The following is a 23,379-nucleotide window of genomic DNA, read 5'->3' on the forward strand; positions in this document are numbered from 1 at the left end:
GCGAAGGCCGGGGCCCAGTTGGGGAAACGATCATGGCAGTGCGATCCGGTCGTAAAGATCATCCCAGTCGGGATTGAGCCCTTCGATTTCCCGCAGCTTCCAGGCCCGCTTCCATTCCTTCATCCGCAGCTCACGCTGCCGTGCTGATTCGATGCTCTCATGCGCCTCGAACCAGACGAGGCGATGACAGCGATGTTTTCGCGTGAACCCGGCGACCACCCCTTCGCGATGCTGAAGCACGCGCTGGGGCAGATTGCTGGTCACACCGAGATAGAGCGTCCCGTTACGATCGCTGGCCATGATATAGACATAGCCCGGCCGCTCCATCTCAAACGCCTTCCCAACTGGGCCCCGGCCTCCGCCGGGGCACAATCAGTTGGATTACGCCAGGCTCTCGTCGATGCCCTTGCAGGCGACGAGCAGTTCCTTGACCGCGTCGACCGAGACCTGAAGGTTGGCCTTCGCTTCGTCCGACAGCTTGACCTCGACGACCTTTTCGACGCCACCGGCGCCGATCACGACGGGCACGCCGACGTACAGATTGTCGATGCCATACTCACCCGACAGATGAGCAGCGGCGGGCAGGATGCGCTTCTGGTCGTAGAGATACGCCTCGGCCATTGCGATGCCGCTGGTGGCGGGCGCATAATAGGCCGAGCCGGTCTTGAGCAGCGCGACGATCTCGCCGCCGCCGCCACGGGTGCGCTTGACGATCTCCTCGACCTTTTCCTTGGTCGAGAAGCCCATTGCAATCAGGTCGCTGACCGGGATGCCGCTGACGGTCGAATATTCCAGGACCGGGACCATGGTGTCGCCGTGACCGCCGAGCACGAAGGTGTTCACGTCCTTCACCGACACGCCGAACTCTTCGGCGAGGAAATGCGAGAAGCGCGCCGAGTCGAGCACGCCCGCCATGCCGACGACCTTGTTCGCGGGCAGACCCGAGAATTCGCGCAGCGCCCAGACCATCGCGTCGAGCGGGTTGGTGATGCAGATGACGAACGCGTCGGGGGCGTTGTCGCGGATGCCCTCGCCGACCGCCTTCATCACCTTCAGGTTGATGCCGAGCAGGTCGTCGCGGCTCATGCCGGGCTTGCGCGCAACACCGGCGGTGACGATGATGACATCGGCGCCCGCAATGTCGGCGTAATCGTTGGAACCCTTGATATTCGCGTCGAAGCCTTCGACCGGGCCGCACTGCGACAGGTCGAGCGCCTTGCCCTGGGGCACGCCCTCGACGACGTCGAACAGGACGATATCGCCCAGCCCCTTGAGCGCGGCGAGGTGCGCCAACGTGCCGCCGATGTTGCCGGCGCCGATCAGCGCGATCTTCTTGCGAGCCATTCCAATCCTACTCCGTAGTGGACGTGCGTGATTGGTCACGCGGCCTACGCCTATATGGGCGTCGGGGCAACCGTTATTCCACAGAGTTTAAGATTTTAAACGATAATAGTTCGCAAGTGCATTAAGGTCAAATCAAGGGCTCGCCCGACCCGTGCCCCTGCGCCAGATAGTCCTCGGAGCGCATCTCTTCGAGGCGGCTGATCGTCCGTTCGAACTCGAATCGACCATCCCCGGTTTCATAGAGTTCGGCGGGCTGCGCATCGGCTGCGGCGAGCAGCTTGACCTTGTGTTCGTAGAGCGCGTCGATCAGCTGGACGAAGCGCGCCGCCTCGTTGCGATTCTCCGGTCCCAGCTTGGGGATGCCGACCAGGATGACGGTGTGGAAACGCCGCGCGACCGCCAGATAGTCCGCCGCCCCCCGCGCCTCGCCGCACAGCCGCTTGAACGAGAAGACCGCGACGCCCTTCAGCGCCTTGGGGACATGCAGCACGCGGCCGCCGACCTTCAGATCCTCCGAGGGCACATGCGCGGCATCCTCGACTGGATAGTCGGTCAGGCGGAAGAAGGTCGCCGACAGCGTCAGCGTCGCCTTGGGCCCATTGGGCACCAGCCAGGTGTCGAGCCGCCCCAGCCGGTCACGCCGGTAATCGGTCGGCCCGTTGAGCGCCAGCACGTCCAGCCGCGCCTCGATCAGCGCGATGAAGGGCAGGAAATGCTCGCGGTTGAGCCCGTTCTTGTACAGGTCCCTGGGCGGACGGTTGGAGGTGGTGACGATCGTCACCCCCGCTTCGATCAGCGCGGTGAACAGCCGCGACAGGATCATCGCGTCGGGGCTGTTGGTCACCATCATCTCGTCGAACGCCAGCAGCCGGACTTCCTCGGCCAGCGCGGCGGCGACGGGGGCGATCGGCTCACCCGCCTGCTTGGCGCGCTCGGTGGCGATGCGGGCGTGCACCTCCAGCATGAATTCGGCGAAATGGACCCGGCGCTTGGCCTCGACCGCGACATGGTCGAAGAACAGGTCCATCAGCATCGACTTGCCGCGCCCGACATCACCCCAGAGATAGACGCCCTTGGGCGCGGGCGCGCCCTTGCCGGTCAGGTGTGCGAAGAAGCCGGTCTTGCGCGGCGTTTCCAATTCGGTCGCCAGTTGCTGGAGCCGGGCGGCGGCGGCGGCCTGTTCGGGATCGGGGCGAAGCTCTCCGGCTTCGATCAGGCGGCGATAGGCATTGAGGATGTCGGGCATGTTGGGGGGCGGTGTCTGCCCTGGCCTCTTTCCCGTCAACCCCATTCCTCCCCTGGAAGGGGAGGTGGCAGCCCGCAGGGCTGACGGAGGGGTGTCACCGCCCGATCAGGGATACCGCCCCTCCACCATCGCTTGCGCGATGGTCCCCCTCCCCAAGCGAGCTTGGGGAGGAATAGAAAAAGGGGGCCGTTTCCGACCCCCTTTCCGTTTCCGTCGAACCAACCGGATCAGATGATCCGCTCGGCCTCCATCTTCTTGATTTCCGCGATCGCCTTGGCCGGGTTCAGGCCCTTGGGGCAGACATTCGCGCAGTTCATGATCGTGTGGCAGCGATAGAGGCGGAAGGGATCCTCCAGCTCGTCCAGACGCTCGCCGGTCATCTCGTCGCGGCTGTCGGCCAGCCAGCGATAGGCCTGGAGCAGGATCGCCGGTCCTAAGAACTTGTCGCTGTTCCACCAATAGCTGGGGCACGAGGTCGAGCAGCAGGCGCACAGGATGCACTCGTACAGGCCGTCGAGCTTCGCACGGTCGTCGGGCGACTGGAGCCGCTCCTTGCCCGAGGGCGCGGGCGACACGGTCTGGAGCCACGGCTTGATCGAGGCATACTGCGCGTAGAAATGGGTGAAGTCGGGGACCAGGTCCTTGACCACGTCCATGTGCGGCAGAGGGGTGATCTGGACGGTGCCCTTCACATCCTCGATCGCGGTGGTGCAGGCCAGGCCGTTGCGGCCGTCAATGTTCATGGCGCACGATCCGCAAATGCCCTCGCGGCACGACCGGCGGAAGGTCAGCGAGCTGTCCTGCTCGGCCTTCATCTTGATCAGCGCGTCGAGCACCATCGGGCCGCATTCGTCCAGATCGATCTCGAACGTGTCGTAACGCGGATTCTGGCCCGAGTCGGGATCGTAGCGATAGACCTTGAACTTTTTCAGACGGCCGCCGGTGGTCGCCTTATGCGTTTCGCCCTTCTTGATGACGCTGTTCTTCGGCAGGGCAAATTCGGCCATGGTCACAAACCCGCTGGATGGGCCGACAGGCGTGTCGGCAAAGGATCGCTCCCGCCGATACATGACAGGGGCGCATGTCGCAAATGTCTTGACCGATTTAGGCGCTGCCTCAGATCACATCAAGGACGAGGCCCAGCTCGCGCGCCTCCTCGGCATCGATATACCAGTTGCTGCGCGCCTTTTCCTGCAGCGTCTCGAAGGTCACCTTCGATCCGTTGACGATGGCGCGGAAGCCCTCCTCCTGGATCAGCACCGACTGCTCGATCTCGTGCAGCTTGGCCTTGAGCACCACGGGTAGGTTAGTGAGCGGGCCGGACAGGTCGATGCTGCCGCTCATCTGCCGCTCGTGCAGCATCAGGCGGGTGCCGCGCGTCAGGAAGCGATACTCGACCGGAAAGGCCGACATGAAGGTCGCCCCCGCCGAATAGACCGCGACCTTGCCCAGGAACAGCGTGTCGCGCCCCGTATAGTCGCGCAGCAGCCGGATCGAGTCGCCCATCGCCCGCGCCATCTCCGGATCGCCGCCCAGCGTGGTGATCGACACCACCAGCGGACCGTCCGCCGGCGCGGCGGCAAGCTGGTCCTTGAACCCGGCATACATCACCTCGTCCACCGTGCCGTACAGCTGGATGTGCGGGCGGGCGAGCAGCGGATAGTTCACCGCATTGTTGGGATGATCGTGCATGATGCAGCGAACCGGGGGCGGGGGCGAAGGTTCCGATGGGTGGAGCGTGGGCTTCGACTTCGCTCAGCCTGAACGGCTGTGTGGCAAGCACCAAACTCCGTTCAGCCTGAGCGAAGTCGAAGGCCAAGCGAAAACCTATCCCAACTTTCCCTTGGCATAGTTCTGTGAACCCCGGGTCAGGACCTCATCACCGTCCACGATCTCCGCCACCGGTATATCGGGCAACGCCTTGATCTGCGCGTATAGCGGCGCGAAGTCCGTCTCCAGCGTGGTACGAAGCAATTCCTCGAACGACGGGATCACGAAATAATTCTGCTGGAAATCGTCGATCCGATATTCGGTGCGCATCACGCGGGCGAGGTCGAAGCCGATCCGGTTGGGGCTCGGGTCCTCCAGCGCGAAGCGGCTTTCCGAATAGCTCGACACGATGCCTGCGCCATAGATACGCAGGTCCCCGTCCTCGCGCACCAGCCCGAACTCGACCGTGTACCAATAGAGCCGCCCGAGATATTTCAGCGCATCCATGCCCAGCGCGCGCTGCCCGCCGCGCCCATAGGCGGCGAGATAATCGGCGAAGACCGGGTCGGCGAGCATCGGCACATGGCCGAACACGTCGTGAAAGACGTCGGGTTCCTGAAGATAGTCGAGCTGGTCGGGCCGCCGGATGAAGTTGCCCGCGACGAAGCGGCGATTGGCCATATGGTCGAAGAACACCGCGTCGGGCACCAGCCCCGGCACCGCCACCACCTGCCACCCGGTCAGCGCCATCAGGCGTTCGGACAGTTCCTCGAAATCGGGGATGCCGGGGCGCGACAGCTTGAGCACGTCGAGGCCGCGCAGATACGCCTCCGACGCGCGGCCCGGCAACAATCTGGACTGGCGCGCGAACAGCGTGTCCCAGGTCGCATGCTCCTCGGCCGTATAATGTTCCCAGCCCTGGGGGATGGTCCAGTCGGCACCGGCCCCTTCGGGCGGAGCGGCAAGAACATGGGTATCCTGTGCCATTCGTGGAGCCTATCATGATGATGGTGACAAATGAAACCATATCGTGGCGACGGCTCGGCCGGGTTGCAAGGGGGATGGCGGCCGCCATCGGGTTGATCCTGCTGGGCTATTTCGCGCTGGGACTGGCGCTGGGGGCGGTTCCGCGTCGCACCATCGCCCTGCCCGCGCCCGGCCCCGATGCGGTCACCATCTTCGTCGAGTCGAGCGCGGTCCATACCGCCATCATCCTCCCCAAACAGGCGGCGGGGGTGGACTGGCGCGACCGGGCACGGGCCGAGGACTTGCGCGATCCGCGCTATGCGGGCTTTCCCTATCTCGCCATCGGCTGGGGCGAGGCCGGCTTTTTCCGCGAGACGCCGCACTGGCGCGACGTCAGGCCGGGGACGATCCTCCATGCCGCGCTGGGCAGCGATCGGACGCTGATCCATGTCGACCACCTGCCGCTTCCGCGCGCGAATGGCGACGATGTGCGGATGATCCGCCTGTCGCCCGAGGCGTATCGCCACATGGTCGCGTTCATCCGGGGAAGTTGGCGGAGCAATGGCGGTCATTATCCCGGCTATGACGTGTACGATGCCTTTTACGAAGCGAGGGGGCGGTACAGCGCCGCCCACACCTGCAACAGCTGGACCGGCGACGCGCTGGCGGCGGCGGGGGTGCGGATGGGGTGGTGGACGCCCTTTCCCTGGACGGTGATGCATTGGCTGTGATCCCGCCCCCGCCCAAGGCCCTCTGGGCCGCCGAGCTGCCGCGTGCCCTATGGATGGGGGCGACTTGGTGGCGGCACCGGGCGGAACTCGCCGCCGCGCCGCGTGGCGACGGGCGGACGGTGATGCTGCTGCCCGGCCTGGGCAATGACGACCTGTCGAACATCGTGCTTCGGCGCTATCTCGCCGCCAAGGGCTACCGCGTCCATGGCTGGGGACTGGGCCGCAACCTGGGCGTGCGCAGCATCGGGCGGGACGCCGGACGACTGATCGCGCGGCTCGAGTCGCTGGCCGATAACGGCCCGGTCACGCTGATCGGCGTCAGCCTGGGCGGGATCATCGCGCGGATGGTGGCGCATGGCCGCCCCGATCTGGTCGCGGGCGTCGTCACCATCGCCTCGCCCTATATGGGTCCGGCGCGGGCGACCAATGTCTGGCGCGCCTTCGAGCTTCTGACGGGCGAGCGGGTCGACGATCCGGCGGTTATCGCACGGGGCGCGGTGATCGCTGGGCCGCTCCCCTGCCCTGCGGCGGCGATCTGGAGCCGGAGCGACGGGCTGGTCTCCGGCCGAATCTGTCGCGACGACACGATCCCGGCGGTCGAGGTCCGCTCCGGCCATTTATGGGTGCAGCACCGGCCGCAGGTGTTGGCGGCGGTGGCGACCATCCTTGCGGGATGGCCGCGCGTCAACGATCAGTAACCGGCGCGATAGCCTTCATAACCCTGCTGGCTGGGTTGCCCCTGCTGACCTTGCTGGCACTGCTCGGGGTGCTTGCGACACTGCTTTTCATAGTCCCGCCGCTCGCGGCCCTCGCGCGCTTCCTGCTTGCGCATCTTGCGGCCGTAATTGCGGTCCGCCTCGTCCTGGCTGGTCGTCGTCCAGTCGACCACCTGCCCCGCCGCCTGGAACGGGGCCTTCACCACGCTGGCGACGGTCTTGACGCAGCCGCCCAGGCTGAGCGGCAGGGTCAGGACGGCGATTTTCAGGACGAGATTACGCATGGTCACGGGGTCTTTCAGCGGGCGCGCACGACGGCGTTGCGCGTTTCTACCCCGATTTGCGGGAAATCGGTGAAGAATCCGTCGATGCCCTGGCCCAGCGCGGCGCGAATCTCGCCTGCGACATCCCCATGCGCCTTGGGATCGGTGCCCCGGCGGAAAGCGGGGCGGACAAACTGGTTCTCCGCACGATAGGTCCAGGGATGCACCCGCAGCCCCGCCGCATGCGCGTCCGCCACCAGCGTCGTCGCCGCATCGCCCTTCCACAGCATCGCCTTGTCCGGACCGATCCCCCAGGCATAGGTCGCGACCTGACGGAGCCCCTCGGGCGTCACCATCGCGGCATAGCTGGGCGCGGCGCCATCCGCCGGACCGCCCTCGCCCGCGACCAGCTGAATCAGGCGGATGCCGGTCATCGTCTTGAGATGCTGGAGGTTCTTTACCTCGAACGACTGGATGAAGACGGGCGCATCGGCGGTCTCCCACCCCGCCTTGTCGAGCGCGGCTACCAGCGGGCCATCGGTGCCCATGCCGATCGAGGCGAAATAGGTCGGATGCTTGGTTTCGGGATAGATGGCGATGGTCCGCCCCAACTCCTTCGACCGCTGTTTGGCGAGCGCGATGATCTCTTCCAGCGTCGGGATTTGGAATTGCCCGTCATAAGCGGTCGAGCGCAGTTGGGACAGGCGTTCGCGGGCGCGCAGCGTCTTCAATTCGGCGAGCGTGAAATCCTCGGTGAACCAGCCGGTTTCGCTCTGCCCGTCGATCGTCTTGGTCGTCTTGCGATCCGCGAACTCCGGGTGGGCGGCGACATCGGTCGTGCCCGAAATCTCGTTCTCGTGCCGGGCGACGAGGTGGCCGTCCTTCGTCGGCACCAGATCGGGCTCGATCACGTCCGCCCCTTCGCGGATCGCCAGGTCATAGGCGGCCAGCGTATGCTCGGGCCGCTCCCCGCTGGCCCCGCGATGCGCGATGACGATGGGAGACGAGAGCGGTTTCGACCAATGGGCGGACATCGCCTCAGACTGCCCCAAGACCAACGCGGCGGCAATGAGAGTGGTTCGCAACGGGAAACGCAAGGAAATCATGGCGTTTGTTCATCCAACTGTAATCCCAAGGGGATGGCGCGATGCATTTCACAATCAATGGTCAATCACATGACATCGAGGTCGATGTCCGCACCTCGCTGCTCGATCTGTGTCGCGAACATCTGGGCCTGACGGGTTCCAAGAAAGGCTGCGACCATGGCCAATGCGGCGCCTGCACGATGCTGGTCGACGGGCGGCGGATCAATAGCTGCCTGACGCTGGCGGTGATGCATCAGGATGATGAGATCACCACGATCGAGGGTCTGGGCCAGCCGGGGAACCTCCACCCCTTGCAGGATGCGTTCGTGCGGCATGACGGGTTCCAGTGCGGCTATTGCACGCCGGGCCAGATCTGCTCTGCGGTCGGCATGCTCGACGAGGTGAAGAAGGGTTGGCCGAGCCATGTCACCGAAGACCTTGGCCATGCCGAACTGACCGTGGAAGAAATCTCCGAGCGGATGAGCGGCAATCTGTGCCGCTGCGCCGCTTATCCCAATATCGTCGACGCGATCCGCGAAGTCGCCGGGCAAGGCGACCGCAACCCCAATGAGGATGTCGGCCGGGAGGTCGCGGCATGAAGCTGTTCGACTATGCCCGCGCCGACTCGATCGGCACCGCCACCCGCGACGGCGCGGTGCCGGGCGCGCGCTTCATCGCGGGCGGCACCAATTTGCTCGACCTGATGAAATTGCAGGTCGAGACGCCCGACACGCTGGTCGACATCAGCCGCCTGGACCTGGGCGAGATCGAGGAACGCGAGGATGGCGGCCTGACCATCGGCGCGCTGGTGCCCAATAGCGACCTCGCCGCCGACGCGCGCGTGATCGAGCGCTATCCGGTCCTGTCGCGCGCGCTGCTGGCGGGGGCCTCGGGTCAGTTGCGCAATAAGGCATCGACCGGGGGCAATCTGCTCCAGCGGACGCGCTGTTATTATTTCTACGACCCCGCCACCCCGTGCAACAAGCGCGATCCGGGCAGCGGCTGTTCGGCGATCGGCGGCGAGAACCGCATCCTCGCCATCCTCGGCACCTCGGACCAGTGCATCGCGACGCACCCCAGCGACATGGCGGTTGCGATGCGCGCGCTGGAGGCGGTCATCATCACCCAGAAACCAGACGGCGACCGCCGCCGGATCGCGATCGGCGACTTCTATCGCCTGCCGGGCAGCACGCCCGAGATCGAGACCGTGCTGGAGCCGGGCGAACTCATCACCCATGTCGAACTGCCCCCCGCCCCTGCGGGCCGCCAGACCTATCGCAAGGTGCGCGATCGCGCCTCCTATGCCTTTGCGCTGGTGTCGGTCGCCGGGATCGTCGCGGTGGAGAATGGCAGGATCGCCTCGGCCCGCCTCGCCTTTGGTGGCCTCGGCCCGATGCCCTGGCGCAACGAGGCGGTGGAGGCCGCGCTGGTGGGGCAGGAACCGACCGACGCCGCGTTCCACGCCGCCGCCGATGCGCTGCTGGCCGACGCGCGGGGCTATGGCTCGAACGACTTCAAGATTCCGCTGACGCGCCGCACTTTGGTCGCGACGCTCCGTGAACTGACTCAGGAGGGCTGATCCCATGTTCGGATTCGGCAAGGACGACACGCATTCGCTGACCATGAATCAGCCGCATCCCGACAGCCTGCTCGATACGGGCGTGCAGGGGGTGATCTCCAAACCGCTCGACCGGGTGGACGGGCCGAAAAAGGTGACGGGCACCGCCACCTATGCCGCCGAATATGCCATCGAGAAATGCGCGCACGGCGTGCTGGTCAGCGCCACCAAGGGCCATGCGAAGATCAAGGCGATCGACGCCGATGCGGTGAAGGCGATCCCCGGCGTCATCGACGTCATCACCGATTACAAGACCTTCATCCGCAACTCGCAGCAGGGCGGCGAGACCGAAGCCCCGACGCAAGGCGTGCGCACCATCGACTATTTCGGCGAGATCATCGCGATCGTCGTCGCCGAGAGCTTCGAGGTCGCGCGCGACGCCGCCAAGCGGCTGAAGGTCGAGTATGAAGAGCTGGACGACGGCGCGTTCGACTATGAGGCGAACAAGGACAAGGCCGAACCCGCGCCGGACGGGCTGATCAAGGGCCATTACGACCAGGGCGATTTCGACAAAGCGTTCGAGAATGCCGCCGTCAAGGTCGACGTCACCTACACCACCCCCAGCCAGAACTCGGCCGCGATGGAGCCGCATGCCTCGATCGCGGTGTGGGAGGACGGTGCGCTGACATTGTACGGCGCGTACCAGATGCCTTCCTCGGACGCGCAGCAGCTTGCCAAGGCATTGGGCGTGTCGCAGTCCAAGGTGCGAATCATCTCGCGCTATATCGGCGGCGGCTTCGGATCGAAGCTGGGCATCGCGCCCGAAAGCGTCGCCGCCGCCATCGCCGCCAAGCGGCTGAACCGCCCGGTCAAGGCGGTGATGCTGCGCCAGCAGGTGTTCGACGCCACCGTCCGCCGTTCCAACACCGAACAGCGGATGCGGCTGGGTGCCGAGGCGGGCGGACGGATCGTCGCGCTGGGGCATGAGGCGATCACCTCCAACCTGCCGGACGAGGATTTCTTCGAGCCCGTCGGCATCGGCACCCACTTCCTCTATGCGGGGGAGAATCGGCGCATCAACCATGACGTGGTCCGGCTGAACTGGACGCTGTCGGGATCGATGCGCGCGCCGGGCGAGGCGGTGGGCATGGTCGGCATGGAATGCGCCATGGACGAACTGGCCGAGGCGATCGGCATCGACCCCATCGATCTGCGCAAGATCAACGATCCCGAACAGGACCCCGAGCTCAAGGTCCCCTATTCCTCGCGCAACCTCACCCGTTCGCTGGAAGAAGGCGCGAAGCGTTTCGGCTGGGACCAGCGTCAGGCGGCGGGCCAGCGGCGCGAGGGCGACTGGCTGATCGGCATGGGCGTCGCCGCCGCGTGCCGATCCAACCAGTTGCAGCAATCGGCGGCCAAGGTCGAACTCCACCCGGACGGCAGCGCCACCGTGTCCTCCGCAATGACCGATATCGGCACGGGCAGCTATACGATCATGGCGCAGATCGCCGCTGAGATCCTGGGTCTGCCGGTCGAGAAGGTCAGCATGTCGCTGGGCGACACCAACGATCCGCCCGCCGCCGGATCGGGCGGCTCCTGGGGCGCGGCCTCGGCGGGATCGGCCGTGTATCTCGCCGCCGAGCGGGTGCGCGAGAAACTGGCCAAGGCGATGGGCGTCAAGCCCGCCGACCTGACGTTGAAGGACGGCATGGCGATCGGCGACAATCGATCTACGCCGCTGGCCGAGCTGGTCGGCAAGGACGGCCTGTCGGCGATCGGCGAGATCAAGCCGGGTAGCCAAGAGAAGCAGTTCCAGCAGGCGAGTTACGGCGCGCATTTCGCCGAGGTCGGCGTCAATGTCGTCACCGGCGAGGTCCGCGTGCGGCGGATGCTGGGCGTGTTCGCGGCGGGGCGCGTGCTCAACGCTAAGACCGCGCGCTCGCAATGCCTGGGCGGCATGACCTTCGGCATCGGCACCGCCTTGACCGAGGAGCTGATCCACGACCCGCGCACCGGCAAGCTGGTGAACCATGACCTGGCCGAATATCATGTGCCGGTGAACGCCGATGTCCCCCAGCTGGAGGTCCATTTCCTCGACGAGCGGGACATCCACGCCAACCCGATCCACGCCAAGGGGATCGGCGAGCTGGGCATTTCCGGCGCGGCGCCCGCCGTCGTCAACGCCATCTACAACGCCACGGGCGTCCGGGTGCGCGAGATGCCGGTGACGCTCGACAAGCTGCTCGATCATCTCCCGGCGCTTTGATGAGCGACAATGATCGGGTTCTGGCCGCCGCGCGCGAATGGCGCGGTGCGCCGATGGCGATCGCGACGGTGGTGTCGACCTGGGGGTCGGCACCGCGTCCGCGTGGCAGCCATATGCTGGTCCATGCCGATGGCCGGTTCGAGGGGTCGGTGTCGGGCGGCTGCGTCGAGAACGACATCCTCCACACCGCCGCCGAGGTGATCGGCGGCGCGCCCTTCCAAGTGAAACGCTACGGCGTGGCGGATGCCTCGGCCTGGGAGGTCGGCCTGCCCTGCGGCGGCGAGATCGCGGTGATGGTCCAGCCGGTGTCGGCGGACGGGTTCGATCCCGAACTGTTCGAACGGATCGCCGAGGCGCGCGAGGCGGGTCGCTCGCTGACCGTCACCACCGACCTTTCCACCGGCAAGGCCGACCTGCGCCCCATCGAGACGGGCGAGGTCTTCGCCAACCGTTACGACCCGCCGCGCCGCCTGCTGATCGTCGGCGCGGTGCAGATCGCGCAGAGCCTGGCGCAACTGGCGCAGACGCTGGGCATCGCCACGGTGGTGATCGACCCGCGCGCCCGCTTCCTGACGCCGGAGCGTTTTCCCGGCGTGACGCTGGACGATCGCTGGCCCGACGAAGCGGTCACCGCCTATACCCCCGGCCCCGCCACCGCCGTGGTGACGCTGAGCCATGATACCAAGATCGACGACCCCGCGCTGGTCGCCGCGCTTGCCCATCCCACCGCCTATGTCGGCGCGCTGGGCAGTCGGCGCAGCCATGCCGCGCGGCGGGAGCGTCTGGCGGCGATGGGCGTTTCCCCCGAGACGATCGACCGGATCGATGGCCCGGTCGGGCTGGACATCGGGGCGATCGGCCCGTCCGAGATCGCGCTGTCGATCGCGGCGGCGATGATAGGAGCCTTTCATGATCGACGCTGAGGATGTGGTTCTGGTCCTGCTGGCGGCGGGACAATCGAGCCGCTTCGGGATGGAGAACAAGCTGGAGGCCGAATTTCTCGGCAAGCCGGTGGGCTTCCACGTCACCACCGCGCTGGAAAGCATTCCCTTTGCCGACCGGATCGTCGTGACCGACGGGTGCCAGCTCGACTTCGCGTCGCGCGGCTACCGCGTGATCCACAATGACGACATCGCCAAGGGCATGTCCTTCTCTCTGCATCTGGGCGTGCAGGAGGCGATCAAGTCCGGCCCCAAGGCGATCCTGATCGCGCTGGCGGATATGCCGCGCGTGACGGCGGCGCATATCTATCGCCTGTTCGACGCCTTTGACGGGCCGGACGCGGTCGTCGTGTCGAGCAATGGCGAGCATCCCACCCCGCCCGGCGTCTTCGGCGCGGGCCGGTTCGACGCGCTGCTCAAGCTGGAGGGCGACGAAGGCGGCCGCAAGCTGGTCGCCGGCGGGCGCCATGTCGTCACCGCCCCGGCCGAGCTGATCGACATCGACACGCCCGAGGATTTGGAACGGCTACGCCAGCTCGTCCATGCCCCTGAGCGGATCACTCGTGCCGTAGAGCATCGATCGGATTGAGCGCCGCCGCCCGCCGCGCGGGGAAATAGCCGAACACCACGCCGATCACCGCCGAGATCGCAAAGGCGATGATGTTGATCTGGGGGTCGAAGGTCCATGGCACCTGCATCAACGGCACCAGCGCGGCGATGATAGCTTGCGCCAGGATCAGGCCGATGATCCCGCCCAGGCAGGACAGCACCACCGCCTCGACCAGGAACTGCATCAGCACCTCGCGCGCGACCGCGCCGATGGCCAGGCGGATGCCGATCTCGCGCGTCCGCTCGGTCACCGACACCAGCATGATGTTCATGATGCCGATGCCGCCGACCACCAGGCTGATCGCCGCCACCGCTGCGACGATCCGGGTCAGCATCGTCGTCGTGCTGGTCAGCGTGTCGCTGATCTGCTTGGTGTCGAAGATGTTGAAATCATCTTCCTTGCCGCCCGTGATGTTGCGCCGTTCGCGCAGCAGCGCGGTCAGCGACGCCTGCACCGCGCTGGCCTGATAGGCCTGGTCGATGCCGACCAGCATCAGCCGGATGTCGCGGCTGCCGGTGAAGCGGCGCTGTACCGCCTTGATCGGCATCAGCACCACATCGTCCTGGTCGCCGAACCCGCCCTGCCCGCGCGTCGTCAGCACGCCGACCACGTCGCAACTGATCGCCCCGATGCGGAAGCGCTTGCCGACCGCCTCGGTGCTGGGGAACAGGTTCTTGCGCACGGTATTGCCGATGATGCACACCGCCTTGCCCGCCGCCTGCTCGGCCGGGGTCCACAGACGCCCCGAGGCCAGCGGCCAGGGCTGCACCGTGAAATAGGCCAGCGTCGTGCCGGTCACCGTGGTCGACCAGTTCGCCCCTTCATAGATCGCGGTCGCGGTCGTCTGGGCCTGGGGCGCGACCGCCGTCACGCCCGCGATCTGGTCGGCGATCGCCTCGACATCCTCGGGTTTGAAGTCGGGCGGACGCGGGCCGCCGCCGCCGCGCCCGAAGCCCTGGCCGGGGCGGACCTGAAGGATGTTGGTGCCCAGCGACGAGATGGACTGCTGCACGGCGGCCGTGGTCGCCTTGCCCAAAGTCACCATGGTCACGACCGCGCCGACGCCGATGATGATGCCCAGCGTCGTCAGGAACGACCGCAGCATATGCCGCCGGATCGACCGGATCGCGAGGAGAAGCGTGGTGCCGAACATCAGTGCATATCCGCCGCGGGCGCATCCGGCTCCGGCATGGTGCCCGGCCGATGCTGTGCCTCGATCCGATCGACCAGCCCGTCCTTGAAATGGATGACGGTGCGCGCGAACGCCGCCATGTCGGGCTCATGCGTGACCATCAGCACGGTGATGCCGCTGTCCCGGTTGAGCCCGGTCAGCAACTCCATGATCTCTACCGAGCGTTCGGAATCGAGATTGCCGGTCGGCTCGTCGGCCAGCAGCACATCAGGGCTGGTGACGATGGCGCGCGCGATCGCCACGCGCTGCTGCTGCCCGCCCGACAGTTCGGCGGGGGTATGGTCCCACCATTGGTCGAGCCCGACCTTCTCCAGCGCCGCCATGCCCATCTCGCGCCGCGTCTTCTTGTCCTCGCCGCGATAGAGCAGCGGCAGCTCGACATTCTCCAGCGCGGTGGTGCGCGATAACAGGTTGAACCCCTGGAACACGAAGCCCAGATAGCGCCGCCGCAGCATCGCGCGCTGATCGCGGTCCAGCGTCTCGACATGATGGCCGCGGAACAGGAAATTGCCGCCGCTCGGCACGTCGAGACAGCCCAGAATGTTCATCGTGGTCGACTTGCCCGACCCCGAAGGCCCCATCACCGCAACGAAATCGCCGCCCGCAATGTCCAGATCGACGCCCTTCAGCGCCTGGAACTGGGTCGCGCCGCTGCCATAGGTCTTGGTGACGCCGCGAAGCCGGATCAGGGGCGCATCAGCGGCCACCACCGCCCCCTTGCTGGCCCTGACGACGCTGTCCCCCCGCCGCCGGCGCGGCCTCGCCCGCCGCCAGTTGGCCGGTGATGACCTGCATCCCCGGCTTCAGCTCGCCCGACAGGACTTCGGTCATCGATCCGTTGGTGTCGCCGGTGACGATCTGCACCGGCTGCGGCTTGCCGTCCGTACCCCGGACATAGACGGTCTGCGTCGCGCCGCGCTGGACGGTCGCGGTGCGCGCCGCCCGGTCGCGGCGCGGACGGAAGGTCAGCGAGCCCGCAATGCCGCCGCCACCCTGGCTCGCCCCATCGGACGGCTGGAAGCGCAATGCGGCATTGGGGATCAGCACGACGTTCCGCTTGTCCGAGGTCACGATATCGGCGGTCGCGGTCATGCCGGGGCGCAGTTGCAGGTCGGGATTGGCGACGGTCAGGTCGGCGGCATAGCTGACCACCTGTCCCGTGGTCGACGTGCTGGCGGTCGAGGACGAGGAGGACGAGGTCGCCGCGCTGACCGTCAGGTTCGACCCCAGGTCGACCCGCGTGATCGTCGCGGGGAAGGTACGGCCCGGAAAGGCGTCGACGGTGAAATTGGCCTTTTGCCCGACCTTCACCTCGCCGACATCGGCCTCGTCGATCGCGACCTCCAGCTTCATCTTGGTCAGGTCTTCGGCGATGACGAACAGGGTCGGCGTGTTGAACGACGCCGCGACCGTCTGGCCGGGATCGACCTGCCGCGCCAGCACCACGCCCGACACGGGCGAGCGGATGATCGCGCGCTGGCGCTGGGTCTGCGACTGGGCCAGCTGCGCACGCGCGGCGGCGACATTGGCCTCCGCGACCCTCAGCGCCGCGACCGCGCGCTGCGCATCGGCGCGCCCGGTCTGGAGTTCGGTGCCGGAGGGCACGCGGCCGTTGGACAGCTTGTAGACTTCCTCCAGCCGCCGCAGCTGCGCCTGCGATTCGGCCACGGTCGCGCGCGCCTGCGCCACCTGCGCCTGATTGGCGGACAGCGTCGCCTGCGCCGCGCGGATCTGGTCGTCAATCTGTTCGGGATCGATCAGCGCCAGCGCCTCGCCCGCCTTTACCCGGTCGTTCACATCGACCACGACCTTCGTAACCAGACCCGATAGCTGCGAGCCGACCGTCACCTGGTTGGTCGGGGCGAGCTTGCCGGTGGCCGAGACGGTCACGGTCAGGTTGCCGCGCGATACGGCGGCGGTGGCATAGCCCGCCTGGTCCGACCCGCCGAAACAGCTTTTCAGCAGCACCGCGAGCAGCACGACGCCCAGGATCACGACGCCCCACTGCGCCCTTTTGCGCCAGCGCGGTTGCGGCTTCACGCCCAGGAAATCGTCGAGAGTCTGATCGGCCATCAGCGGTTGTCCGGGGTTTGCGTCGCGCGCGGCGGCGCTTCGGGGGTGGTGCTGTCGTCCCATCCGCCGCCCAGCGCGGCGAACAGCGCGACCTGCGCGGTGGCGGCGTCCGAGCGCGCCTGGACCAGCCCGTTCTGGGCGCTCAGCAACGACGCCTCCTGCTGCGACAGGGTGGTGAAATCGGTCAGGCCCGTGCGATACTGGCTGCGCGCCAGGATCGCCGAGTTGCGCGCCGCGTCGAGCTGGATCGCGAACAGCCGCTCCCGCTCGCGCGCGGTGTTGAGCGCGACGATGGCGTTCTCGACATCCTCCAGCGCCAGCAGCACGGTGCCCTGATAGGCGGCATAGCTCTGATCGGCGAGCGCCCGCGCGTTGCGGACCTGGCTGCGCAGGCGGCCGCCGTTGAAGATCGCCTGGGTCAGCCCGGCGAAGAGGCTGCCGGTGATCGCATCGCCCAGCGAGCCGATGCTGGTCGCCGCGGCGTTGATATTCCCGGAGATGGCGAGCGCGGGGTAGAGCGCCGCCTGCGCCACGCCGATCCGCGCCGTGGCGGCGGCCAGGTTGCGTTCGGCCGCGCGGACATCGGGGCGGCGGCGCAATATGTCGGCCGGGATGCCGACGCCGATCACCGCCGGTCCGCTGGGGATCGGCCGCACCGCCTCCAGCCGCGCCTTGAGCGCACCGGGCGCCTGCGCGGTCAGCACGCCCAGGCGTGAGACGGCGGTGTTGTATTGCTGCTCCAGCGTCGGGATGGTCGCGGCGGTCTGCGCCCGCTGCCCCCGCGCCTGCTCGGCGTCGAGCGAGGAAACCAGCCCGGCGCGCACCCGAAAGCCCGCAATCTCCAGATTGTCGTCCTGCAACGCCAGGCTGGCGCGCGCATTGGCAAGCTGGGCCTGATAGGCCCGCGCGAGCACATAGTTACGTGCCAGCTCGCTCTCGACGGTCAGCAGCGTCGCGGCATAGGTGAACCCCGCGCCCTCATAGGTCGCGCGCGTCGCCTCCACGGTGCGGCGCAACTCGCCGAACAGGCCGACCTGATAGCTGGCCGACAGGCCGACAGTGAAGCTGTTGCTGCCGCCCCCACCGGTATCGACCACCGTGCCGTCGGGCAGGGTGAAGCTGCGCCCGCCGCCGCGCAGATTCTCGTTGCGCTGATAGCCGGTCGAGCCGGACAGGGTGGGAAGCAGCGAGGACCGGCTCTGCACCAGGCTTTCGCGCGCCTGCCGCAGCCGGGCGACGGCCTGGACCACATCGGTATTGGCGACCACCGCGCGTTCGACCAGTTCGGCCAGCAGCGGATCGTCGAACGACCGCCACCAGCGACCCATATCCTGCGCCTGCGCCGTGGCGGCGGGAACCGACCAGTTGGCGGGCACCCCCAGCGCCTGGGGAGCGGCGGGATGATAATCGGGACCGACCGTGCAGGCGGACAGGGCCGCCGAGGCCAGAAGAAGGACGCGGGCGCGATGCTTCATGCCCGCGAACCTGCCCCGCCGATACGGCCCCGTCCAGTGCGATTATGTCGCAAAATGTTACAGCGCCGACAAATTCCCGTCACCCACCCCTGAGGGAGAGGGGGGTCCACCCCAAGTCCATGCGCTCTTGCCCATAGAGCCGGGGGGCTGCGGTTGTCCTGCATCATCCTCCCTTGCCGGGGAGGATTACCGTCCCACCCAGTCGGCGACCTGCTGCGCCACCTGGTTCGCGGCCTGGTTCAGTGCGGGGCCGACGCTAGTGCTGTCGATCTTGCCGACGGGCACGCGCGCCTCGAACCGGCGCTTTTCGACCGTGGTCTGGCCTTCGCGGACCAGCGCGGCGTCATAGACCACCACGGCATCGCGCCGGGTCGCGTCCAGGCCGAACTGGCGCAATTCCCCGCCCAGCCGATCGCCGGGATCGGCCACCGACTCACGCGCCGACAGCACCACGCGGCCCATCCGCGCGGTCAGCGTATCGGCCATCAGCCGCGCGAACAGCCGCGCGGGCGGCTCGGCCCATTGCGCGTCCTTCACATAGGCGATGCTGGTCGCATTCTCCTGCACCGGCACCCGCGGGGTCGCCAGTTCCTGGGGGGCGGTCGGCACCTGGATGGTGATCGACTTGCCGCGCCCCGAATCCTGCGTCTGTCCCACGGTCGGCTGCGACTGCGCCTGCAGGGTCAGCAGCGAGGGCGGCGGCTTGGCGCCGAAGCTGATGCAGCCCGCCAGGGGAAGCGATGCCATCAGAACGATCAGCGGAGTCTTCATGACGGTCCTCATCGGCTTCCTCACTTGCCCTTATAGTCCGGCAGCTGGGGCTGCCCGATCAGCGACCCTGCGCCCTGCTGGTCGACCTTTTCGGCGACCGCCGACAGCGACTGGGTCATCACGCGCAGGTCGCGCACCAGACGATCGACCTCGGGCACGGTCTGCTTCGAGAAGGTCTGCAACCCCGGCCGCGCGTCGCCGATCGCCGAATTCAGCGTATCGGCGCTTTTCTGGGCCGACGCGATCGCCTTGTTCAGATTGACCATGGTCGGCTTGACGTCCTCGGCGAGCAGGCCGTTGGTCGTCGCCGCCAGCTGGCCGATCGACTGCGCCGCATCGCCCGCCTGCTGGATCGCCACGCGGGTCTGCGCCAGCGTCGCCGCGATCTCCGGCCCGCGATCGGCCAGCGCATCGGTCAGGCGGTTGGTATTGTCGAGGATGCCCGCGATCGACGCCTGGTTGCGATCCGACAACAGGCCGGTCAGCCGCTCGGTCAGCGTCGACAGCCGTTCGAGCAGCTGCGGCGCGGAGTTCAGGATCGCGCCGATGCCGCCCTGCTTGGTCGGGATGACCGGCACGTCATAGGGGCAGACGGTCCGGTTTTCGGGCGTCGGGCAGGTGATCGGCGGCGCTCCCTTGCGCGCGCCGTCCAGCGAGATGGTGCTGGTGCCGGTGAAGCTGGCCGAGATCGACGCGGTCGTCCCCTGAAGGATCGGCGTCTGGTCGTTGACCGCGACCCGCACCCGCACGAATTGCGGATCGGGCCGCCACAGCGCGATTTCCTTCACCTGGCCCGAGGGCACGCCCGAATAGGTGACCGCCGAGCCCTTGGCCAGGCCGTCCACCGACTGGCGGAAGAAGATGTCATATTCCTTCTCCGACGTGCCGCCCAGCCGGGCGATCCAGACGGTGAAGATCGCCAGCACTGCGAGCAGGATCAGCACGACAGAGCCGACAAGGACGTGGTTCGAACGGGTTTCCATCAGCGTGTCCCTGCTTCGCCTCTCGCATGGGCATCGGCCCCACTGCCCTGGCTATGCTGGCCGGTGGCGTGGGCTTCGACTTCGGTGGGGTGGCGTGCGGCGTCCGCATCCGCCGAACGGGGCGTCATGTCGGCGATCTCGTCCTTGGCGGCGATGGCGGCGCGGCCGCGCGGCCCCTTGAAATATTCCTCGATCCACGGATGGTCGAGCGCGATCAATTCGTCGATCGTGCCGACCGCGATGACCTTCTTGTCCGCCAGCACCGCCACGCGGTCGCAAATGGCATAGAGGGTGTCGAGGTCATGGGTGATGAGAAAGACGGTCAGCCCCAGCGTCTTCTGGAGCGACTTGATCAACTGGTCGAACGCCGCCGCGCCGATCGGGTCGAGGCCCGCCGTCGGCTCGTCGAGGAACAGCAGCTCGGGGTCGAGCGCCAGCGCGCGCGCCAGCCCGGCCCGCTTCTTCATGCCGCCCGACAGCTCGGCGGGATATTTGGGCCCGGCATCGGCGGGCAGGCCGGTCATCACCACCTTGTAGGAGGCGATCTCGTCCATCAGCGCCTGGGGCAACTCGCGATAGAATTCACGCAAAGGCACCGCGACATTCTCCGCCACGGTCAGCGTCGAGAACAGCGCGCCGCCCTGGAACAGCACGCCCCAGCGCTTGCGGACCTCGGTCGCCTCGGTCGCCTCGCGCCCGATGGTCGGTTCGCCGAACACGGTGATCTCGCCGGTATCGGGGGTCTGGAGCCCGATGATCGAGCGCATCAGCACCGACTTGCCGGTGCCCGACCCGCCGACCACGCCCAGTATCTCGCCCTTGCGGACGTCCAGGTCGAGGCCGTCATGGATGACCTGCTCGCCGAAGCTGTTGCGCAGGCCCCGGACCTGGATCAGATGCTCGTCCCGTTCGGCCATCAGTCCCATCCGATCCAGGTGAAGAAGACCGCGAAGAACGCGTCGAGCACGATCACCAGGAAGATCGCCTGCACAACCGCCGCGGTGGTGCGCAGGCCGACCTGCTCGGCATCGGACTTGACCTGCATCCCCTGGAAACAGCCCGCGATCGCGATGATCGCCCCGAAGACGGGGGCCTTGATCAGCCCGACATACAGGTCGGTGATCGGCACCACTTCGCGGATGCGCGCGATGAAGGTGACGGGCGGGATGCCCAGCGACACCGCCGCCAGGAAACAGCCGCCGATCATCGCGATCAGCGAGGCATAGAAACCGAGCAGCGGCATCAGGGTGATCGCCGCCAGAGCGCGCGGCACGACCAGCGATTCCATCGGCGACACGCCGATGACCCGCATCGCATCGATCTCCTCGGTCAGCTTCATCGTGCCGATCTGCGCGGCGAAGGCCGAGCCCGACCTCCCTGCGACCATGATCGCGGTCATCAGCACGCCCAGTTCGCGCAAGGTGAGGCGGCCGACCAGGTTGATCGTGAAGACCTCCGCGCCGAACTGGCGAAGCTGCACCGCCCCCTGCTGCGCGATGACGATGCCGATCAGGAAGCTCATCAGGCCGATGATCGCCAGCGCCGAGACGCCGACCGTCTCGAACTCGTGCACCACCGCGTTGAAGCGGAAGCGGCGCGGATGGCGGATCACCGCCAGCCCCGCGATCACCGTCGCGCCCATGAAGCCGAGCAGGCCGTACAGCGTCTGGAACGCCGCCACCACCGCATCGCCGACCTCCCCCGCGACGCGCGCGAAGGGGCTGATCGGCTTGGGCCGCATAGCCACCGGCTGGTCCGCCTCGACCACCTTGTCGATCAGGTGACGCTGGTCGTCGCTCAGCCCCTCGATCCGGGCGTCGTTGCGCGCGGCGAAGCGGTGGACCAGCCACGCGCCCACCGTGTCGATCCGGTCCACTCGCGACAGGTCGAGGCGACGGACCGAGGCGTCCTCGCGATCCAGCCGTTCGGGCAGGTCGCCCAGCATCGCCAGCGACAGGCTGCCGGTGAAGCGCAGGGCCCCTCCGTCGGCCGGGTCGTGCTGATAATCGGCCTTGGCGTTCATCACCTGCCTCTTTGCGGGAAAGCGGGGGCATCGACAAGGCGCTTCCGCCTCGCGACGAATCGATCCCGCGCCTTAATTATACGGATAGGTGACGTTTTCAAAGCAGCCTGTCCACGACATGAAGGACCAGGCCGACGCTGCCGCCGACCAGCGTGCCGTTGATCCGGATATATTGCAGGTCGCGGCCGACCGCATTCTCCAGCCGGGTGGTGATCGTGTCGGCATCCCATCCGCGCACCGTCTCCGACACCAGCCGGACGATCCCGTCGCCGTAATCGGCCGCCACGCCCACCGCCGCGCGCCGGACGAAGCGGTTGATCGTCGCCGCCAGCCGGGGATCGGCCTGCAAGGTCTGCCCCAATTGCCGCAGCGCATCGCCCAGCCGCCCCGCCGTCACCGCCTCCGGATCGCGTGCCAGCCGCAGCAGCGCCTCACGCGCCTGTTCCCACAGCCCGTCCAGCCAACGCTGCATCGCCGGATTGGCGATCAGTTCGGCCTTCATCGCCTCGACCCGCGCGCGCGTGTCGGGATCATATTGCAGGTCCCAGGCGAGGCGGTCGAGCCCCTCCTCGATCTTCTGGCGCAGCGGATGCTCGCGATCCTCGGCGACGTCGTTCAGCAGCTTGTACAGCCCGTCGATCAGCTTGTCGGCCAGCGTCTCGTCCAGCCCGGTCCAGCGCAGGATCGCCCCGGCCCGCTCATGCACCATCGCGCGCAGGATCGGCTCGTTCGCCTCCAGCGCGCCCGCCGCCCAGCGCAGCCCTGAGTCCAACAGCGGCAGATGCCGCCCCTCGGCGATCGTCGCTTTCAGCAACTGGCCCAGGATCGGCGCCACCTCGGTCGCGCGCAGTCGCGATCCGATCCCCGCCTTGACCATGCCCCCCAGCCGTTGCGGATCGAAGGCGGTCAGCATCTCGGCGAACAGGCGCGAGGCCCCGCGCCGGATCCGCCCGCTTTCCTGCGGCGGCTGCGCCAGCCAGCGCCCCGCCGCGCCCGCCACGTCGACGCGGTTCATCCGGCGCGCGACGACGCGGGGGATCAGGAAATTGGTGCGCAGGAAATTGGCGAGCGTGTCGCCGATGCGGTCCTTGTTGCGCGGCACGATCGCGGTATGCGGGATGGGAAGGCCGAGCGGGTGGCGGAACAGCGCCGTCACCGCGAACCAGTCGGCCAGCCCGCCGACCATCGCCGCCTCGGCAAAGGCACGAACGAAACCCCAGGCGGGATGCAGCGGCTGAAAGGTGCGCGCGATCAGGAACAGCGCCGCCATCGACAGCAACAGTCCGGTTGCCACCACCCGCATCTTTCGCAGGGCGGGCGGAACGGGCTGGCTACCCCCCGGTCGCGCGTTCAGGTCCATCGATCATGACAATTCGTGAACGGCGGCTTTGTTCAAGCGGAATCTTTCCCAAGCGTAACGAAACCA

Annotated in this window: 24 protein-coding genes; 7 read left to right on the forward strand and 17 right to left on the reverse strand. The window is 67.3% G+C overall.

The window, feature by feature from the left end:
* Positions 1-30: 30 nt before the first annotated feature.
* From QE385_RS07995 to phhA, 6 genes are all read right to left on the reverse strand, one after another.
* Complete coding sequence (locus QE385_RS07995; protein ID WP_307100713.1) at positions 31-327, reverse strand: GIY-YIG nuclease family protein; 297 nt, start codon at positions 325-327, stop codon at positions 31-33.
* Between the two features lie 54 nt (positions 328-381).
* Positions 382-1,344, reverse strand: a complete 963-nt coding sequence (gene mdh / locus QE385_RS08000; RefSeq protein WP_307100715.1) for a malate dehydrogenase — start codon at positions 1,342-1,344, stop codon at positions 382-384.
* 127 nt (positions 1,345-1,471) lie between these two features.
* Positions 1,472-2,590 (reverse strand): cell division protein ZapE, encoded by a 1,119-nt coding sequence (zapE, locus tag QE385_RS08005; RefSeq protein ID WP_307100717.1) that lies wholly within the window; start codon positions 2,588-2,590, stop codon positions 1,472-1,474.
* 227 nt (positions 2,591-2,817) lie between these two features.
* Positions 2,818-3,597: a succinate dehydrogenase iron-sulfur subunit gene (locus tag QE385_RS08010; RefSeq protein WP_261268934.1), complete on the reverse strand. Its 780-nt coding sequence runs from the start codon at positions 3,595-3,597 to the stop codon at positions 2,818-2,820.
* 109 nt (positions 3,598-3,706) lie between these two features.
* Positions 3,707-4,282, reverse strand: coding sequence for a ClpP family protease (locus QE385_RS08015; RefSeq protein WP_307100720.1), 576 nt, complete (start codon positions 4,280-4,282; stop codon positions 3,707-3,709).
* A gap of 135 nt (positions 4,283-4,417) precedes the next feature.
* A complete protein-coding gene (gene phhA / locus QE385_RS08020) occupies positions 4,418-5,287 on the reverse strand; it encodes a phenylalanine 4-monooxygenase (RefSeq protein ID WP_307100722.1) in 870 nt (289 codons plus the stop codon).
* A gap of 74 nt (positions 5,288-5,361) precedes the next feature.
* On the opposite strand from phhA, the gene QE385_RS08025 reads away from it, so the two are divergent.
* Both QE385_RS08025 and QE385_RS08030 read left to right on the forward strand, forming a co-directional pair.
* Positions 5,362-5,997 carry a TIGR02117 family protein gene (locus QE385_RS08025; RefSeq protein ID WP_307100724.1) on the forward strand — a complete coding sequence of 212 codons (636 nt, stop codon included), beginning with the start codon at positions 5,362-5,364 and terminating at the stop codon, positions 5,995-5,997.
* Positions 5,994-6,695, forward strand: a complete 702-nt coding sequence (locus QE385_RS08030; protein WP_307100726.1) for a triacylglycerol lipase — start codon at positions 5,994-5,996, stop codon at positions 6,693-6,695. The genes QE385_RS08025 and QE385_RS08030 overlap by 4 nt, the downstream gene beginning before the upstream one ends.
* Here QE385_RS08030 and QE385_RS08035 read toward each other — a convergent pair.
* Positions 6,689-6,997, reverse strand: coding sequence for a hypothetical protein (locus tag QE385_RS08035; RefSeq protein WP_307100728.1), 309 nt, complete (start codon positions 6,995-6,997; stop codon positions 6,689-6,691). The genes QE385_RS08030 and QE385_RS08035 overlap by 7 nt on opposite strands.
* 14 nt (positions 6,998-7,011) lie before the next feature.
* Entirely contained in the window at positions 7,012-8,010 is a 999-nt protein-coding gene (locus tag QE385_RS08040; RefSeq protein WP_307100729.1) for a glycerophosphodiester phosphodiesterase, read from the reverse strand.
* A gap of 113 nt (positions 8,011-8,123) precedes the next feature.
* On the opposite strand from QE385_RS08040, the gene QE385_RS08045 reads away from it, so the two are divergent.
* From QE385_RS08045 to QE385_RS08065, 5 genes are read left to right on the forward strand one after another with little or no spacing between them, the layout of a single operon-like run.
* The gene (locus tag QE385_RS08045) at positions 8,124-8,660 is read left to right on the forward strand and encodes a 2Fe-2S iron-sulfur cluster-binding protein (RefSeq protein ID WP_307100732.1); all 537 of its coding nucleotides are present in this window, start codon (positions 8,124-8,126) and stop codon (positions 8,658-8,660) included.
* Positions 8,657-9,640, forward strand: coding sequence for a xanthine dehydrogenase family protein subunit M (locus tag QE385_RS08050; RefSeq protein WP_307100734.1), 984 nt, complete (start codon positions 8,657-8,659; stop codon positions 9,638-9,640). Before QE385_RS08045 ends, QE385_RS08050 begins: the two co-directional genes overlap by 4 nt.
* A gap of 4 nt (positions 9,641-9,644) precedes the next feature.
* The gene (locus QE385_RS08055; protein WP_307100736.1) at positions 9,645-11,885 is read left to right on the forward strand and encodes a xanthine dehydrogenase family protein molybdopterin-binding subunit; all 2,241 of its coding nucleotides are present in this window, start codon (positions 9,645-9,647) and stop codon (positions 11,883-11,885) included.
* A complete protein-coding gene (locus QE385_RS08060) occupies positions 11,885-12,808 on the forward strand; it encodes an XdhC family protein (protein WP_307100738.1) in 924 nt (307 codons plus the stop codon). Before QE385_RS08055 ends, QE385_RS08060 begins: the two co-directional genes overlap by 1 nt.
* Positions 12,795-13,415 (forward strand): nucleotidyltransferase family protein, encoded by a 621-nt coding sequence (locus QE385_RS08065; protein WP_307100740.1) that lies wholly within the window; start codon positions 12,795-12,797, stop codon positions 13,413-13,415. Before QE385_RS08060 ends, QE385_RS08065 begins: the two co-directional genes overlap by 14 nt.
* On the opposite strand, the gene QE385_RS08070 is transcribed toward QE385_RS08065, so the two are convergent.
* The 9 genes from QE385_RS08070 to QE385_RS08110 all read right to left on the reverse strand — a co-directional run bounded on the left by QE385_RS08070 (position 13,384) and on the right by QE385_RS08110 (position 23,256).
* Positions 13,384-14,589, reverse strand: a complete 1,206-nt coding sequence (locus QE385_RS08070; protein WP_307100742.1) for an ABC transporter permease — start codon at positions 14,587-14,589, stop codon at positions 13,384-13,386. The genes QE385_RS08065 and QE385_RS08070 overlap by 32 nt on opposite strands.
* Entirely contained in the window at positions 14,589-15,335 is a 747-nt protein-coding gene (locus QE385_RS08075; RefSeq protein WP_307100744.1) for an ABC transporter ATP-binding protein, read from the reverse strand. Before QE385_RS08075 ends, QE385_RS08070 begins: the two co-directional genes overlap by 1 nt.
* Entirely contained in the window at positions 15,325-16,701 is a 1,377-nt protein-coding gene (locus QE385_RS08080; RefSeq protein WP_307100746.1) for an efflux RND transporter periplasmic adaptor subunit, read from the reverse strand. The genes QE385_RS08075 and QE385_RS08080 overlap by 11 nt, the downstream gene beginning before the upstream one ends.
* Positions 16,701-18,176 carry an efflux transporter outer membrane subunit gene (locus QE385_RS08085; RefSeq protein WP_307100750.1) on the reverse strand — a complete coding sequence of 492 codons (1,476 nt, stop codon included), beginning with the start codon at positions 18,174-18,176 and terminating at the stop codon, positions 16,701-16,703. Before QE385_RS08085 ends, QE385_RS08080 begins: the two co-directional genes overlap by 1 nt.
* A gap of 186 nt (positions 18,177-18,362) precedes the next feature.
* The gene (locus QE385_RS08090; protein ID WP_307100752.1) at positions 18,363-18,947 is read right to left on the reverse strand and encodes an ABC-type transport auxiliary lipoprotein family protein; all 585 of its coding nucleotides are present in this window, start codon (positions 18,945-18,947) and stop codon (positions 18,363-18,365) included.
* A 20-nt stretch (positions 18,948-18,967) separates the two neighbouring features.
* The gene (locus tag QE385_RS08095; protein WP_307100754.1) at positions 18,968-19,930 is read right to left on the reverse strand and encodes an MlaD family protein; all 963 of its coding nucleotides are present in this window, start codon (positions 19,928-19,930) and stop codon (positions 18,968-18,970) included.
* Positions 19,930-20,847 carry an ABC transporter ATP-binding protein gene (locus QE385_RS08100; protein ID WP_307100756.1) on the reverse strand — a complete coding sequence of 306 codons (918 nt, stop codon included), beginning with the start codon at positions 20,845-20,847 and terminating at the stop codon, positions 19,930-19,932. Before QE385_RS08100 ends, QE385_RS08095 begins: the two co-directional genes overlap by 1 nt.
* Positions 20,847-21,953 (reverse strand): ABC transporter permease, encoded by a 1,107-nt coding sequence (locus tag QE385_RS08105; protein WP_307100758.1) that lies wholly within the window; start codon positions 21,951-21,953, stop codon positions 20,847-20,849. Before QE385_RS08105 ends, QE385_RS08100 begins: the two co-directional genes overlap by 1 nt.
* 97 nt (positions 21,954-22,050) lie before the next feature.
* A complete protein-coding gene (locus tag QE385_RS08110; protein ID WP_307104626.1) occupies positions 22,051-23,256 on the reverse strand; it encodes a DUF445 domain-containing protein in 1,206 nt (401 codons plus the stop codon).
* Positions 23,257-23,379 lie beyond the last annotated feature (123 nt).

Source organism: Sphingomonas sp. SORGH_AS_0950 (genome assembly GCF_030818415.1).
Classification (GTDB): domain Bacteria; phylum Pseudomonadota; class Alphaproteobacteria; order Sphingomonadales; family Sphingomonadaceae; genus Sphingomonas.

Bases quoted from the DNA above. Each gene is read 5' to 3' on its own strand.
- QE385_RS08035 (WP_307100728.1), bottom strand. From the start codon at position 6,997: ATGCGTAATCTCGTCCTGAAAATCGCCGTCCTGACCCTGCCGCTCAGC.
- QE385_RS08010 (WP_261268934.1), bottom strand. From the start codon at position 3,597: ATGGCCGAATTTGCCCTGCCGAAGAACAGCGTCATCAAGAAGGGCGAA.
- QE385_RS07995 (WP_307100713.1), bottom strand. From the start codon at position 327: ATGGAGCGGCCGGGCTATGTCTATATCATGGCCAGCGATCGTAACGGG.
- QE385_RS08085 (WP_307100750.1), bottom strand. From the start codon at position 18,176: ATGAAGCATCGCGCCCGCGTCCTTCTTCTGGCCTCGGCGGCCCTGTCC.
- QE385_RS08015 (WP_307100720.1), bottom strand. From the start codon at position 4,282: ATGCACGATCATCCCAACAATGCGGTGAACTATCCGCTGCTCGCCCGC.
- zapE (WP_307100717.1), bottom strand. From the start codon at position 2,590: ATGCCCGACATCCTCAATGCCTATCGCCGCCTGATCGAAGCCGGAGAG.
- QE385_RS08060 (WP_307100738.1), top strand. From the start codon at position 11,885: ATGAGCGACAATGATCGGGTTCTGGCCGCCGCGCGCGAATGGCGCGGT.
- QE385_RS08095 (WP_307100754.1), bottom strand. From the start codon at position 19,930: ATGGAAACCCGTTCGAACCACGTCCTTGTCGGCTCTGTCGTGCTGATC.
- QE385_RS08045 (WP_307100732.1), top strand. From the start codon at position 8,124: ATGCATTTCACAATCAATGGTCAATCACATGACATCGAGGTCGATGTC.
- QE385_RS08070 (WP_307100742.1), bottom strand. From the start codon at position 14,589: ATGTTCGGCACCACGCTTCTCCTCGCGATCCGGTCGATCCGGCGGCAT.
- QE385_RS08050 (WP_307100734.1), top strand. From the start codon at position 8,657: ATGAAGCTGTTCGACTATGCCCGCGCCGACTCGATCGGCACCGCCACC.
- QE385_RS08100 (WP_307100756.1), bottom strand. From the start codon at position 20,847: ATGGCCGAACGGGACGAGCATCTGATCCAGGTCCGGGGCCTGCGCAAC.
- phhA (WP_307100722.1), bottom strand. From the start codon at position 5,287: ATGGCACAGGATACCCATGTTCTTGCCGCTCCGCCCGAAGGGGCCGGT.
- QE385_RS08025 (WP_307100724.1), top strand. From the start codon at position 5,362: ATGGCGGCCGCCATCGGGTTGATCCTGCTGGGCTATTTCGCGCTGGGA.
- QE385_RS08040 (WP_307100729.1), bottom strand. From the start codon at position 8,010: ATGTCCGCCCATTGGTCGAAACCGCTCTCGTCTCCCATCGTCATCGCG.
- QE385_RS08055 (WP_307100736.1), top strand. From the start codon at position 9,645: ATGTTCGGATTCGGCAAGGACGACACGCATTCGCTGACCATGAATCAG.
- QE385_RS08065 (WP_307100740.1), top strand. From the start codon at position 12,795: ATGATCGACGCTGAGGATGTGGTTCTGGTCCTGCTGGCGGCGGGACAA.
- QE385_RS08105 (WP_307100758.1), bottom strand. From the start codon at position 21,953: ATGAACGCCAAGGCCGATTATCAGCACGACCCGGCCGACGGAGGGGCC.
- mdh (WP_307100715.1), bottom strand. From the start codon at position 1,344: ATGGCTCGCAAGAAGATCGCGCTGATCGGCGCCGGCAACATCGGCGGC.
- QE385_RS08110 (WP_307104626.1), bottom strand. From the start codon at position 23,256: ATGCGGGTGGTGGCAACCGGACTGTTGCTGTCGATGGCGGCGCTGTTC.
- QE385_RS08080 (WP_307100746.1), bottom strand. From the start codon at position 16,701: ATGGCCGATCAGACTCTCGACGATTTCCTGGGCGTGAAGCCGCAACCG.
- QE385_RS08090 (WP_307100752.1), bottom strand. From the start codon at position 18,947: ATGAAGACTCCGCTGATCGTTCTGATGGCATCGCTTCCCCTGGCGGGC.